14 protein-coding genes are annotated in these 14,468 nt (G+C 30.6%); 9 read left to right on the top strand and 5 right to left on the bottom strand.

What is annotated here, in order from left to right:
* Positions 1–375 precede the first annotated feature (375 nt).
* The 3 genes from hcp (ACREVU_RS16710) to ACREVU_RS16700 all read left to right on the top strand — a co-directional run bounded on the left by hcp (ACREVU_RS16710) (position 376) and on the right by ACREVU_RS16700 (position 2,991).
* A complete protein-coding gene (gene hcp / locus ACREVU_RS16710) occupies positions 376–2,022 on the top strand; it encodes a hydroxylamine reductase (protein WP_431552739.1) in 1,647 nt (548 codons plus the stop codon).
* A gap of 408 nt (positions 2,023–2,430) precedes the next feature.
* Positions 2,431–2,580, top strand: a complete 150-nt coding sequence (locus tag ACREVU_RS16705; protein WP_431552738.1) for a ferredoxin — start codon at positions 2,431–2,433, stop codon at positions 2,578–2,580.
* Positions 2,581–2,649: 69 nt separating this feature from the next.
* The gene (locus tag ACREVU_RS16700; protein WP_431552737.1) at positions 2,650–2,991 is read left to right on the top strand and encodes a cupin domain-containing protein; all 342 of its coding nucleotides are present in this window, start codon (positions 2,650–2,652) and stop codon (positions 2,989–2,991) included.
* A gap of 137 nt (positions 2,992–3,128) precedes the next feature.
* On the opposite strand, the gene ACREVU_RS16695 is transcribed toward ACREVU_RS16700, so the two are convergent.
* Positions 3,129–3,761 (bottom strand): DNA-3-methyladenine glycosylase, encoded by a 633-nt coding sequence (locus ACREVU_RS16695; RefSeq protein WP_431552768.1) that lies wholly within the window; start codon positions 3,759–3,761, stop codon positions 3,129–3,131.
* A 423-nt stretch (positions 3,762–4,184) separates the two neighbouring features.
* Here ACREVU_RS16695 and ACREVU_RS16690 point away from each other — a divergent pair, with 423 nt between their 5' ends.
* A complete protein-coding gene (locus tag ACREVU_RS16690) occupies positions 4,185–4,724 on the top strand; it encodes a methylated-DNA--[protein]-cysteine S-methyltransferase (protein WP_431552736.1) in 540 nt (179 codons plus the stop codon).
* Between the two features lie 77 nt (positions 4,725–4,801).
* On the opposite strand, the gene ACREVU_RS16685 is transcribed toward ACREVU_RS16690, so the two are convergent.
* The 3 genes from ACREVU_RS16685 to ACREVU_RS16675 all read right to left on the bottom strand — a co-directional run bounded on the left by ACREVU_RS16685 (position 4,802) and on the right by ACREVU_RS16675 (position 7,008).
* The gene (locus ACREVU_RS16685) at positions 4,802–5,452 is read right to left on the bottom strand and encodes a hypothetical protein (RefSeq protein ID WP_431552735.1); all 651 of its coding nucleotides are present in this window, start codon (positions 5,450–5,452) and stop codon (positions 4,802–4,804) included.
* 53 nt (positions 5,453–5,505) lie between these two features.
* The gene (locus ACREVU_RS16680; protein ID WP_431552734.1) at positions 5,506–6,066 is read right to left on the bottom strand and encodes a hemerythrin domain-containing protein; all 561 of its coding nucleotides are present in this window, start codon (positions 6,064–6,066) and stop codon (positions 5,506–5,508) included.
* 231 nt (positions 6,067–6,297) lie between these two features.
* Positions 6,298–7,008: a Crp/Fnr family transcriptional regulator gene (locus ACREVU_RS16675; RefSeq protein ID WP_431552733.1), complete on the bottom strand. Its 711-nt coding sequence runs from the start codon at positions 7,006–7,008 to the stop codon at positions 6,298–6,300.
* A 216-nt stretch (positions 7,009–7,224) separates the two neighbouring features.
* Here ACREVU_RS16675 and ACREVU_RS16670 point away from each other — a divergent pair, with 216 nt between their 5' ends.
* The 5 genes from ACREVU_RS16670 to ACREVU_RS16650 all read left to right on the top strand — a co-directional run bounded on the left by ACREVU_RS16670 (position 7,225) and on the right by ACREVU_RS16650 (position 12,611).
* Positions 7,225–8,457 carry an FprA family A-type flavoprotein gene (locus ACREVU_RS16670; RefSeq protein ID WP_431552732.1) on the top strand — a complete coding sequence of 411 codons (1,233 nt, stop codon included), beginning with the start codon at positions 7,225–7,227 and terminating at the stop codon, positions 8,455–8,457.
* Positions 8,458–8,476: 19 nt separating this feature from the next.
* The gene (gene ric, locus ACREVU_RS16665; protein WP_431552731.1) at positions 8,477–9,202 is read left to right on the top strand and encodes an iron-sulfur cluster repair di-iron protein; all 726 of its coding nucleotides are present in this window, start codon (positions 8,477–8,479) and stop codon (positions 9,200–9,202) included.
* Between the two features lie 103 nt (positions 9,203–9,305).
* Positions 9,306–10,952, top strand: coding sequence for a hydroxylamine reductase (hcp, locus tag ACREVU_RS16660; RefSeq protein WP_431552730.1), 1,647 nt, complete (start codon positions 9,306–9,308; stop codon positions 10,950–10,952).
* Between the two features lie 282 nt (positions 10,953–11,234).
* Entirely contained in the window at positions 11,235–12,248 is a 1,014-nt protein-coding gene (locus ACREVU_RS16655; RefSeq protein ID WP_431552729.1) for a methyl-accepting chemotaxis protein, read from the top strand.
* Between the two features lie 42 nt (positions 12,249–12,290).
* Positions 12,291–12,611 (top strand): cupin domain-containing protein, encoded by a 321-nt coding sequence (locus ACREVU_RS16650; protein ID WP_431552728.1) that lies wholly within the window; start codon positions 12,291–12,293, stop codon positions 12,609–12,611.
* Positions 12,612–12,967: 356 nt separating this feature from the next.
* On the opposite strand, the gene ACREVU_RS16645 is transcribed toward ACREVU_RS16650, so the two are convergent.
* On the bottom strand, positions 12,968–14,461 hold the full coding sequence (locus ACREVU_RS16645; protein ID WP_431552727.1) for an S-layer homology domain-containing protein: 1,494 nt from the start codon (positions 14,459–14,461) through the stop codon (positions 12,968–12,970).
* Positions 14,462–14,468: the final 7 nt, after the last annotated feature.

Here is a 14,468-nt window from a genome sequence, read left to right as displayed (position 1 = left end):
TTGTCTAGCTTCACTCTGCTTATTTTTTAACTTTAGTTTTAATTGCAAAGTCAATAATTATTTGATTCTTTAAATAACATTATATCCATATAGTTTGGTTTTTAATGTGATTTAAATCAAATAGACATACATAAAATAAATTATACTATAATAAATAAGGTTAACGGGTTAAAACCTTTATATGATTATAAATGTGTAATATTAATCCAAGGGTATTTAAGATTACAAAAAGGTTAATAAAATATTGAAAGTTATCTATTATAATGGTAAAGTATAGTAATGTAACTAATTTACATATAATTGATTGAATCATCAATTAACTACTCAACGTAGAGCTTAGATACTGAAATATTTTAAAAAATAGGAGGGTTACATATGCAAGGAAAAATGTTTTGTTTTCAATGTGAACAAACTGCTGGTGGAAAAGGATGTACCAATATAGGAGTCTGTGGAAAAACACCAGAAATTGCAGCACTTCAGGATTTGCTCATATATCAGTTAAAAGGAATAAGTTGTTATGCTACTAAACTTTTATCTAAAGGTGAAAAACTTGATAAGTCATGGGTTTCATTTATTGAAAATTCATTGTTTATGACGTTAACTAATGTTAATTTTGATCCAAAGTCTCATATGGATATGCTTAAAAAATCTCAAGTAATAAAAGAAGATGCAAGGAAAAAAGCTTTAGGAGAAGAAGTAAATGCAAAAGAGGCTTTATATAATCTAAGTGATACTAAAGAGCAGATACTTGAAGATGCTAAAAAAGCAGGTGTCATGTATGATGATGATTTAGATGCTGATATACGCTCAGTTCGAGAAACTATAAAATATGGGTTAAAAGGAATTGCTGCTTACGCGCATCAAGCTAGATTTATTAATTATAATAGTGATGAAGTAGATGATTTTTATTTTATAGCTTTAGCAGTAATGACGGATGACAGTTTAAACCTTAAAGGCCTTATCAAGTACTTAATTAAGACTGGAGATATGAGTGTTAAGATTATGGAGGTATTAGATAAAGCTAATAATGAGAAATACAACTCACCTACACCTACAAAAGTTAATGTAAACATTAAAAAAGGACCATTTATTATAATTTCTGGTCATGAATTAAGAGATCTTGAAATGTTACTCCAGCAAACAGAAGGCAAGGGAATAAATATTTACACACATGGTGAGATGTTACCTTCACATGGATATCCTAAACTAAATAAGTTCAAACATTTAGTAGGTAACTTTGGAGGAGCATGGCAAAATCAACAAAAGGAATTTGATGGCATACCTGGTTGTATTTTAATGACAACAAACTGCTTAATGAAACCAAGAGATTCTTATAAAGATAGGATATTCTCAACAAGTGTTGTTGGGTGGGATGGAGTAAAACATATAGCTGCTGATGAGAATGGTCATAAAGACTTCTCTGAAATGATAAACAAGGCGCTAGAACTTGGTGGATTTGAAAAAGATGAAGAAGTTAAAGAAATTCTAGTTGGATTTGGGCATAAAGCAACTTTGGCTCATGCTGAAACAATAGTTAATGCAGTTAAAGACGGTAAAATTAGACACTTCTTCTTAATTGGAGGATGTGATGGTGCGAAAGCAGGAAGAAATTACTACACTGAATTTGCAAAGCAAGTTCCAAGCGATTGTATTATTCTTACCTTAGCTTGTGGAAAATATCGTTTTAATAAGTTAGAATTTGGAGAAGTAGCAGGACTTCCAAGATTACTAGATATAGGTCAATGTAACGATGCATATTCGGCTGTTAAAATAGCTTTAGCACTTGCTGATGCATTTAAATGTGGTATTAATGATCTACCACTTGCAATAGTTTTAACTTGGTACGAACAAAAGGCTGTTGCTGACTTATTGGCATTATTGTCACTTGGCGTAAAGGGAATTTACCTTGGCCCAACACTACCAGCTTTCTTAAGCCCAAATGTATTACAATTCTTAGTTGACACTTTTGACATTAAACCAATAAGTACACCAGAAGAGGATTTAAAACAAATACTCGGATAATATAAATAGTTTAAGAGCAGATATTAAAACTAACCAATAAAAAAGTATATTAAAAGTCAAGAAAATCTAATCATTACATGGTTGCTTTTCTTGGCTTTCTTTTATTTAAAGCATTGTTTATTGAATTGAATACTTGTATTATGTATGACTTAAGAGAAGAAGTATAAATAAGAATTTAGTAGTGATCTCCATCGCTGCCATATGGTAGGGCTTATTCATAATGCAGATAGTGCTATGTATTCTATTAAGAAAAAAGGGTGGCAATGATTTTAATTTCTGTAATACAATGAATTATTGAATTGTGATTTGAATCACATCTATAACATTTAAAATTAAGTACAATCAGTGTATAGTAAATGATTAAGAAAAAATGACTTTGACAAAGAAAATTTTGATGCGAAAGGTTTTGTGGATAAAGGTGCTTGCATTAAATGTGGTTTATGTGAAGGAATTTGTCCAAAGATATTTAATATGAGTGAAGATGAAAAAGCAAGTGCATTAGAAAGCGGAAGTTTGGGAATATTACTTGGGAGTACAAATTACGCAAAAGAACGGTGATCAGTTGGAGTCGTAATTGTTGAGAAAATAAAAATAATAAAAATAATAATAATAAAAGGAGAAAATATTATGAGAATAGAAAAAATATCAGATAAAATAATTTACAATGATGAAAAATTTACTAAAAAGGTTATCTTTAAAGAAGATAGAGTTTTAAATTTTGTACTGAATTTTAAACCAGGCCAAGGGGTTCCAGCTCATAATCATGAACAAAGCGATCTTATTATTCATGTGCTTGTAGGTCAAGGTGAAATGGGAGTAGATGGAATAAAACATAAGATTATTCATGGGGACATTATACACTGCAAGGGAACTGAAGTTTTTAGCTTAACTAATAATAGTGATAAAGATATGTCATGTTATGTTATACTTGCTCCAAATCCATCCCCAATGTATTCAAAGGAAGTATAATTTATAATTTCCAAGTGATTAATTAGATTACACCTGAAACAATAACATTGTTTCAGGTGTTTATGTCTAAGGATAATATGGGTAAGAGAGGCAAGCTTTACATCATTTACCTCTCAACCACATTTTGGAGATATTTTCTATTTTTTAGACACCCAAGTATTATTTTTTATGTAAAATCTCCATAAAAAATCCTTTGCCTCTTCTGCATAATCAATACCAATTCTCTTAGTTTCTATAATTCCAACTATTTCTTTTTCTGAAGAGTCTTCAATATATAGTGTACTTGTGCATAAATCTTGGTTATTGTTTTCTTTATTTATATTCATGGCTATGCATAGCTTAGAGGGTCCTGAGGTTAAGTTTTTAATTTGAGCTTTTGTAAGTTCATTATAAGTTTTCTTGAACCTGAAATTTGACATTAACTCTAACCCATCAATTGGCTCAATAGCTCTAATTAAGACCCCTTCTGGAAACCCTTCTTCTTTTGTTATTACATTAAAACAATGATACATCCCATAAATAAAATATACGTATGCAATTCCTGGCCTACCATATAGTGTAGTAAGTCTAGGTGTTATTTTACCACCGTAAGCATGACAAGCCTTATCTATTGATCCAATGTATGCTTCCGTTTCTACTATTTTACCTCTTAGCTTTACTCCATTAACTTCATGTACAAGTATTTTACCTAAAAGTTCCTTGGCAACCTGCAGTGTTTCTCTGGCATAAAAATTCCTAGTAAGTTTCTGAGGATTTGGTGTTAACCACATGGCAAGTGGCATATTTTTACTTTTAACCATATCTACATCACTCCAAATTAAATTTTTATTTAAATTAAACTAATTCTTCTATAGCACATTGATATTACTAAATTAGAGTAAACCTGTGGTATAACCTTTACATATGTTCTTTTATTGTAGCATAAAAACTCAAAGACTTATTGTTAAAAAATAAGGATGACTTAATACTCATATTAATTGCTACTGTTATATTTAAAGTAGGAAAATATTCTTTCAGAAGATATTAACTACAAAGCACTAATATACTCATTTATCTTTTGGTATCTTTTGCAACTTAAACTTGTATAATAAATTATAAGGTTTGGAAAGATATAAATAGATTATCGGAGTATTAATATTGCAATATTATTTATCTAAACAATAGTAGGGACTTCTAAAAAGGAGGAATGTTTAATGCAGGTTAATAAAATTATTGATTTTTTAGAAACAGGTACCATAAGTGTTACTTTTTCATCTAAAGGGTTAAAGTATTTATCTTTGAAAAATAATAATGGTAACGAGCTTATAGATTTAAAAAGATTTAGTGAGGGGAAAGAACAAAATCCCATGATACGTTTGCTAGTTAAGGAAACCTTGAATTTTTTAGAGACAGGAACTCATAATATGATGTTGGACTTAACAGAGTTTACACCTTTTCAGCAAACTGTTTTTGATGCTGTCTCTAAAATTGGTGCAGGGAATATTTGCACGTATAAGGGACTAGCTGAGGCACTAGGAAAACCAGGTGCAGCACAAGCTGTTGGTAGTGCAGTTGCAAAAAATCCAGTTTCTTATTTTATTCCAACTCATAGGGTGTTACCACAAAAGGGTATTGGAATATGTAGAAGTGGGGCTGGTTTTTTAAGGGAAAAGCTTTTGATACTTGAAGGGCATGATATTGAGAGGCTTAGGGGTAATTATGTATGCAAAAGAAAAAGATGCTGTATGGAGTGATCAAAAAATAATCACTCTATCAGCTTAAGATCATAATTTTAAAATTAATTTTTTTAAATAGTAATTACTATTTAATTCTATTTTTTTTCGATTCTATGAATAAAAATGGAGTCTTCTTTTTTTACCATATGAGTAAATTGCGGGTTAATTGTTTCTACGAAAGTTTTAAACCATGAAAATCTAAGAGAATATAAGGTATCCACATTTGCTCCTGCAATCTCCCAATATGCTTTATGTAAGCATTTAATATTCTGCCACTCTAATACATCAACGTCTTTTATAGTTATCTTATTTACATTATCACAAGGCATACCTTCAAGTATATATACATTAAGTGCCTGGTAGATATCAGGAGCTGTGGCAGTTTCATAAATATTTTTCGATTGCTTAGCTAACTTGGTAGCTTGATTGGCAAATACATTAAAGGCAATTTTTTCTGCTTTTTCACCGAATTCACTAATTAAATTCCCTAAGAGTTCCGCCTGACGGGTTTCTGCTGCTGCTATTTTACTTTGTAGCCATCCATGTATGTTATCTGAGTCAATCAAGTCTTCAAGAGGGGCATCCTCTAGGGGATTACCATATTTTTCATTAATATCATTTACAATTACAGTTACTTTTTCTCCGTTAACTTCCTTAAATGAATTTATTAAATTTATTTCTAAATCCTCTGTTACCTTTATTTTATTGAATAATGAAGTGTGAATTGGTGCTAAAAATCTGCTCATTATAAATTCCTCCTTGTATAAATATTAATTTACCATAAAGCATTGTATATCAATTAATCCGTAACATACTTTTTCTCAAGCATTTCTAAAACATCGATATATTTCTTTTGCACCAGATTTTCAGTTGCTATGGATTCGAGTTTCTCACAATTTTCATTTACGTCCACCATGTCAGCCTCACTTAATGCTCTTCTAGCAAAGGCATATATTAATTTATTTTCTTTATCAATATGTCTTGTTAATAAATCACTGTAACAGATAGAATTTGCAATTATATCAACTTGTGAATCTAAGTCACCATTCTTAACTCGTAGTAGAGCTTCCTCTAAAAGTTTAATATGTTGTCTTCCTAAATCATGTTCTATATACATTCCAGATAGAGGTCCCTTTACCATCTTTTGACCTAATTGAGTTTCCATCTTTTTAAATAGGACAACCTCTTCCTTATTGTGATGATGTTTATCGGCGTAATTTCTCACAAATAAAATCATCTTTTCAAAGGATACAAAATCAACAGTATTAGTATTCAATATTTCTATGCTTAATTTTCTAAATACTTTTAATCCTCGTGATATATATTTATGCTCATCTATCATTAAATCTATTGCATCCATAATTAAACCTCCTTATTTTTTAATAAATTTAGTTTTAAAGTATAATTTATATTATCAACTTCTTTAATAATATAATACTAGTTTTTATTCTATTATACGGTAACTTACGTTACAAGTTTTTAAATAAGATTAGTATCTCCCAAATTAGTGCTTTGTTTATTATTTCCCTAATTTAGAAAAAAAAATCAACCCCAAGGCTAATATAATAGCTTTTAGGTTGATTGAAAATTATTATTCTACATATGATCTTAATTTATCCATTTTTTTTATAATCAGTACTTTGTTGCCCTTAAGACTAATAATACCTAAGTCCTCAAATATACTTAACTTCCTGCTTATGGTTTCTCTTGTGACTCCAACATAGCTTGCCATCTCTTCTCTATTAATAGGTAAGTTAATTTGTAAGCCTTGGCTTGTAGATGTTCCATATTCCTCTCCAAATTCTAAAAGCATAAATGCAATTCGTATTTCTGCATCATTAGTAGCAAGATTTTGGGCAAGATTTTCAGTCTGAGATAGACGTTTTGAAATGACTTGTAATAGCTTTAATGATATTTTTGGATTACTCATGATAATTTTATCCATATCTTGCTTAGTTAATGTACATATTTTAACCTTTGAGATAGCATAAGCGTCAAAATTACATAATTCATCACTACTAAAGAGACTTAATTCTCCAAAGAAATCACCACCAGTGAAGATATGAACTATTTGCTCCTTACCCTCTTTTGTTAATTTAGATATTTTAACTTGACCTTCATTAATAATGAATAGAGTATCTGACTTTTCACCTTGACTGCATAATACATCACCTTTGTTATAGACTTTATTTCCTGTCATATTAATTATTTTTATAAGCTCATCATCAGAAAGAAATGAAAATATTGGTACTTTCTTAGCACATAGCTTATGATTGCATTTTTCACAATTACACTTTTCCATATATATATCACCTACCATTTAATATCATAACATTTTTAATTTATTGTGGTCAAATAATATATAATTCTTTAATATTTACGTTTTGTGATTTGAATCATATTTTAAAAATCAAAATAATTATACAATAGGGTCATAGGAAAGCAAAAGTATGTGAGAATTATTTAAAATATATAACAAATAAAAATACTAAATAAATTAATTTAGGAGGAATACATTATGAGTAAAAACATTATGCTAAGCGAGGATATATATTGGGTTGGTAAGGTTGATGATAGAGATGTACCCTTTCATAGATTAACATTAACTAAAGGTACAACTTATAATAGTTATTTATTAATGACTGAAAAACCAACGGTTATAGATACTGTTGATATGAGTTTTGGACGAGAATATGTGGAAAATTTAAAAAAAATTATAGATCTTGAAAAAATCAAATACATTATAATTAATCATACTGAGCCTGATCATTCTGGCTGCCTTGGAAGCTTGGCAGCAAAAGCTAAAAATGCAGTAATTGTGTGCACGCATTTGGCGATAGATCAGCTTAAAGAAATGTACAAACTTCATAATAGAGAATTTTTAGTGGTAGGTGACGGGGATACTTTAGATATAGGAGGTAAAACACTGAAATTCATAGAAACACCTTATCTTCATACAGCAGAGACTATGATAACTTATTGCATAGAGGATAAAATTTTATTTTCTTGTGACATTTTTAGTACTCATGTAGCCAACTATGAGTATTTTAATGATATTGCAAAAGAGGACATAAAGGCTGATTATATTGGGTACTATAAATTGATAATGCACCCTCATAGAAGATATGTTCAAATTATGATTGAAAAAATTAGAGACTTAGATATAAAGGTGATAGCACCATCCCATGGATATATACTTAGAGAAAATGTACAAAGCTTTATAGATATTTATGATAATATGAGTAAAAACACAGAGATAAATAAAAAAACATTAATTTTATACTCCACTATGACAGGTAGAACAAAAAAGATAGCTACGTTTATTAAAGAAAAATTTGAAGAACTAAATATAGTTTCAGAGATTATAGATGTAAATAAGGTAGTAAAAGAAGAAGTAATGAAAGCTATTAATGATGCGGATGCTATTTTATTTGGTAGCTCCACAAAGTATGCTGATATGATTGGAAACATGGAAGATATATTAAAAGAACTACATGAACTAAACCTAGAAAATAAAATAGGAGCTGCTTTTGGTTCTTATGGTTGGAGTGGAGAAGCTATAGAGGTGGTTCAAGATTATTTGAAGAAAAGTAATATTAAAGTCTTGAGTACTTCTGATGTAATTAAATCTACTGGTATGATCGATATAGAATTCCCACTAAGGATTAGATTCTCACCAAACGAGGACAACCTAAAGAGCATTGAAAGAGCAGTTAATTATATGGCTGATTTATTACTAGCTACAGTTTAAAAAGGAGGAGGAATTAATTATGGTAAGAATTATAAATGAAAACCAAAGCCTAGGAGAGATAGTTTCAATTTTCCCAGGTGCTGCAGAGATATTTAACAAATATAAAATAGATTATTGCTGTGGTGGCCATGATACCTTAGCAGGAGCATTGGACGAGATGGCCATAGATTATGATACAATTGTTTCGGAACTTAATAGCGAGTACGAGAAATTTATAAAATCAAACTCAGAATATAAAGACTGGAGAAAAGAAAAACCTTCTACCTTAATAAAGCACATAGTGCAAACTCACCATGAATTTACAAAAAAACAACTTAGAGAAATAGATATTCTATTATTTAAAGTACTAAAGGTACATTTCCAGCATCATAGTGAAGAACTTTTAAAGGTACACAAACTTTTTGGAACCTTGAAAATAGAACTTGAGGAGCATCTTATTAAAGAGGAAGAGTATTTGTTCCCACTTATTGAAAAATTTGAAATAACGAAGGACGATAGTGTCTTATCAGAAATACATCATGTTATAAAGGATACAGAGAGTGAGCATGACGCAGCTGGAAATATAATTAAAGAATTAGAGAAGATAACTAGAGATTTTAATGCTCCAAAGGATGCATGTACTTCTTTTATACTAGCATATACAAAAATACATGACTTAGAAAAAGATTTATTTATTCATATTTATCTAGAAAACAGTGTGTTATTTCCTATGCTTCAACAGAAAAAGGTGTGCTCTATCAAATAATCATTAAAAATTTCCTTGCAGTTATCCCTCCTATGTATAGTATAATTATACCAAGAATGTGTAGAATAGAATATAGAAGTTTTAAAAATTAGGAGGGTTAAATATGCAAGGAAAAATGTTTTGTTTTCAATGTGAGCAGACTGCCGGTGGAAAAGGTTGTACCAACGTAGGAGTCTGTGGAAAAACACCAGAAATTGCAGCACTTCAGGATTTGCTCATATATCAGTTAAAAGGAATAAGTTGTTATGCTACCAAACTTTTAGACAAAGGCGAAAAAATTGATAAGTCATGGGTTTCATTTATTGAAAATTCATTGTTTATGACATTAACTAATGTTAATTTTGATCCAAAGTCTCATATAGATATGCTTAAAAAATCTCAAGTAATAAAAGAAGATGCAAGGAAGAAAGCATTAGGAGAAGAAGTAAATGCACAAGAGGCTTTATATAATCTAAGTGATACTAAAGAGCAGATGCTTGAAGATGCTAAGAAGGCAGGTGTTATGTATGATGAGGATTTAGATGCTGATATCCGCTCAGTTCGCGAAACTATAAAATATGGATTAAAAGGAATTGCAGCATATGCACATCAAGCTAGGTTTATTAAATATAACAGCGATGAAGTAGATGATTTTTATTTTATAGTTTTAGCAGTAATGACTGATGATAGTTTAAACCTTCAAGATCTTATAAAGTACTTAATTAAAACTGGAGATATGAGCGTTAAAGTTATGGAGGTATTAGATAGAGCTAATAATGAAAAATACAATTCTCCAACACCTACAAAGGTTAATGTAAACATTAAAAAAGGACCATTCATTGTGATTTCTGGTCATGATTTAAGGGATCTTGAAATGCTACTCCAGCAAACAGAGGGCAAGGGAATAAATATATATACCCATGGTGAAATGTTACCTTCCCATGGATATCCAAAGCTTAATAAATACAAACATTTAGTGGGCAATTTTGGAGGAGCATGGCAAGATCAACAAAAGGAATTTGATGGTATACCTGGTTGTATTCTAATGACAACGAATTGTTTAATGAAACCAAGAGATTCTTATAAGGATAGGATTTTTTCAACAAGTGTTGTTGGCTGGGATGGAGTAAAACATATAGCTGCTGACGAGAAGGGTCATAAGGACTTCTCTGAAATCATAAACAAAGCACTAGAACTTGGTGGATTCGAAAAGGATGAAGAAGTTAAAGAAATTCTAGTTGGATTTGGACATAAAGCAACTTTGGCTCATGCAGAAACAATAGTGAATGCAGTTAAAGACGGTAAAATTAAGCACTTCTTCCTAATTGGAGGATGTGATGGTGCAAGAACAGGAAGAAATTACTACACTGAATTTGCAAAGCAAGTTCCAAGTGATTGCATTATTCTTACCTTGGCTTGTGGAAAATATCGTTTTAATAAATTGGAATTTGGCGAAGTAGCAGGACTTCCAAGATTACTAGATATAGGTCAATGTAATGATGCATATTCGGCTGTTAAAATAGCCTCAGCACTTGCTGATGCATTTAAATGTGGTATTAATGATCTACCACTTGCAATAATTTTAACTTGGTACGAACAAAAGGCTGTTGCGGATTTATTGGCATTACTTTCACTTGGAGTAAAAGGAATTTACCTTGGACCAACACTACCAGCTTTCTTAAGCGCAAATGTATTACAATTCTTAGTTGATACTTTTGATCTTAAACCAATAAGCACACCAGAAGCAGATTTAAAGCAAATATTAGGATAAAGAATATCGATTTTAAAGTCAAGGATTTTTAATCATAAAATGATTAGATTTTCTTGACTTTATTGCAGTAGGGCTGTAGTGTCCTTTGTTAATGAAGTTTAAATACAGTAACACATGTTACCGTATTATTACGTGAAAATAGTTATAATATAACTATATATTATTTATACATATTCAATACTATATCTGCATCAATTAAACACTAAATAACATAGTCTATAGTTTGATAATAAAATTTAAGTATCTTAATGGATAGAGAAAAATTGGGGGGAAAATAAATAAATGCGGTTATTTAAAAATAAAAAATTTGGAGATCTAGAAAATATTCATAATAAGCATAGCGAAGAAAAAGAACAGAAGGAAGTTAGATTTAATAATGAAACTAATGGTTTTATTCAAGATATTAGCAAGTTATTAAGGGATACTGTAAAGCAACACAATATTGTAGATAGTGAACATGATGTATTAGGAGGACTTGCTAATAAAATAAGGATACATATGGATCAAATTTCAAACTTAACTAAAAATACTAATGGGTTAACGGATAGTTTGTATTCAGAAGGGAATAAACTTATAGGGATTACGGAGGATACAGTTAAGAAATCCTATGCAGGCAGGGATGCTATTGACGAAATGGTAGACGTAATAAAGTCTTTAGAAAATGAGAATAGGAATAATACTGAAAGTATAAATGAATTGGCAAGAAAATTTAGTAAGGTTCATGAAGTTGTTCAGTTAATAACCAGCATTGCAAGCCAAACAAACCTATTAGCTTTAAATGCAGCAATTGAGGCAGCAAGAGCAGGAGAACAGGGAAAAGGTTTTACAGTGGTGGCAGGTGAGATTAGAAAGCTAGCTGAAATGACTAAACAAAGCACTAAAGACATTTCAAATTTAATAGGGAGCATAGAAGATGGGACCAAGGTAGTCTTAAATAATTCCAGTAGGTCAAATGAGGTTATTGTCAGTGGGGTTAGGGCTTCAAGTAATGCAGCAGAAAAAATAGAGGGGAGTCTATCATCTGTAGCGAGAGTGGAACAAGAGGTTAAGGTAGTAATGGAGATTTTGACTGAGCAAAAGTGCCATATTGAAAACATGAATAAAGAAATAGTAGACGTTGACGGAATATTAAAAGTAACATCTGAAAGTATAATAGGCCACATAGAAAAGGCAAGTATTGTGGATAGACAAATGGAAGAAACTGAAAGACAACTAAATGCATATAGTAAGAAATTAATGGACACTGCCAAAGATGCAGAGCAGGAGTGCCCAGTTAGTGCAATAACTATAGAGTAATAATTATTAACACCAATAATAAAATATGAAGGAGAAAATATAATGAATATTATTAGAATGAATGAAATTGAAGGTAAGAAAAACATGAGAGGTGTTGTAGTTAAACAACTTATAAGCCATGATAACACAAGAGTTATGAATTTGAATTTACAACCTGGAGATGAGGTCCCTCAGCATAAGGTTCCTGTCGATGTATTTTTTTATGTTGTCTCTGGAAAAGGAACAATTCAAATTGGAGAAGAAAAAGCTGTTGTGAACGCAAATGATATTATTGTTTGTGCGCCTAATACAAACATGGCACTATGGGCAGATCAAGGTGAAACATTTAGTGTTTTGAATGTTAAAACACCAAATATAAAATAATCAATCATATTCACAGTATTTGTATTCACAATTGTAAAAAAAGTAAAACACTATGTATTGATACTGAAACTAATACATGGTGTTTTTTTTCTTATAAAAAGTAATCGTTTAGGAAATAAGTGATGTGAATCACATGTTTCTTTTCTTAATGATAATGTAAAATTATTGCAAAATCAAAACAATCATGCAATTAAAAGTGCATGATTGCTTAGCATATTCAAATATAGCTATTTTTTAACAATATGAGTTATCCTCATATTTTCGGTACAATATAATTCCCATCAAGCTAAATATATTTAAAATAGAGTAGGTTAAATATTGGGTTGTCTTAGCTTGACGGCTATGGGGCCCGACCCCTAGTAAATGTCGACTATCTTCCCATCAACGCCTAAGAGTAATGTTTTAAAATCATCAACATTAACATTAGTTAAAAAACTTCCAATATTGCCATCATAATTATTAAGTTTAGCTTTATTGAAATACTTACTAAAAGTATAGTTTACACTATTAATTGTTACTCCTGTTGGATTAAGCATATCTGGTGTAAATGCTTTAATTGTTCCAAGCACAGTCTTATCATTCACATAAACAAATGTGTTTTTATTCCAAATATCAGATACAAAATACACTACATCATAAGCATTTAATTGTGATTCCTGTATATTTGCACCTCTATAAATGTAAGTATATCTGGTAGTCTTAAGCTGCTCTAGAAGTTTGGCATTATCATTTTTATAGATTTGTGGTGCACCAAAATTAGCATCTACAATAACTGCATAATCATAGCCTGAATTATCACTCTTCTTTGTTAGAATAATTGAAGAATATGCCCTAATAGATTTAACTGCAACTTCATAATCTACATATTCCCCATGATAGTAATATAGTGAAGCTTTTGGTAGCATCATTGTTTGGGCCACATCATTGTCATCCATGTAAGCTATTACTGAACTTGATATGCCTGTTACCGCATAATTTTCTGTAGAATTTTCTTTTACACTTACTTTAGTAATATTGGCTCCATCAATATAAAGTTTATATTTCACTCCAAGCTCAATGTCCCCAGCATCACTATTAACTGCATATTTTGTTAAACTTTTAAGTCCTTGACCTTCAAGATAAACTTCATTATCTAAAAGATTATCTGAAGTTTTTGAATTTCCAACCACTGTAACTTCTTTTAATATACCTGTAATGTCAGTATTCAAATATTCGTCTTCAAAATATTTATTAGAAAAATACTCAGTTTGAGATCCATTAATTAATGTACTAAAAAGCCTGTCAAACATAACTGCTGCTACTTTATAAGTTAACTTATCGCTTTTATTCGTAGATATATCAGTAGTTAATCCTAATTTATAAGCCTGCTGAATATAATTATTAGGCCACGATAATTTTGATAAATCTGCGTCTGTATCTGTATATCCAAGCATCCTCACCATGATTGTGTCTATCTCTGCCATTGTAACGCACTGTTCAGGATGAAAGTGGCCATCTGGTGTTCCAAACATTAACCCTACACCTACCACACCGTTAACATATCCACTTAGCTTACTATTAGAAGTCACATCTGGAAAAATAGTTGTGCCACTTAAGCTTGAAGAAGTAGATGTTAATCCATCTGCTACTGCTATGGCTTTTACTAATTGACCTCTAGTTACCAATCCTTCCTCACCGCTGGTTGGCATATCTATAACCTTTAGTTGTTGCATTTTCTCAATTGAACCTGAGTAGCTTAATGGGATTGAGATTGCAAAAGCTAAAGGGGAACTTACAGTAGATATTATCATTACACTTGTTAACATTAAACTTGTTAACATTAAACTTAACCCTGCTTTTTTAAATTTCATTTTTATA

It is taken from the genome of Clostridium sp., assembly GCF_050717535.1.
GTDB lineage: Bacteria > Bacillota > Clostridia > Clostridiales > Clostridiaceae > Clostridium_AD.
This window is presented reverse-complemented; position numbering and strand designations above follow the sequence as displayed.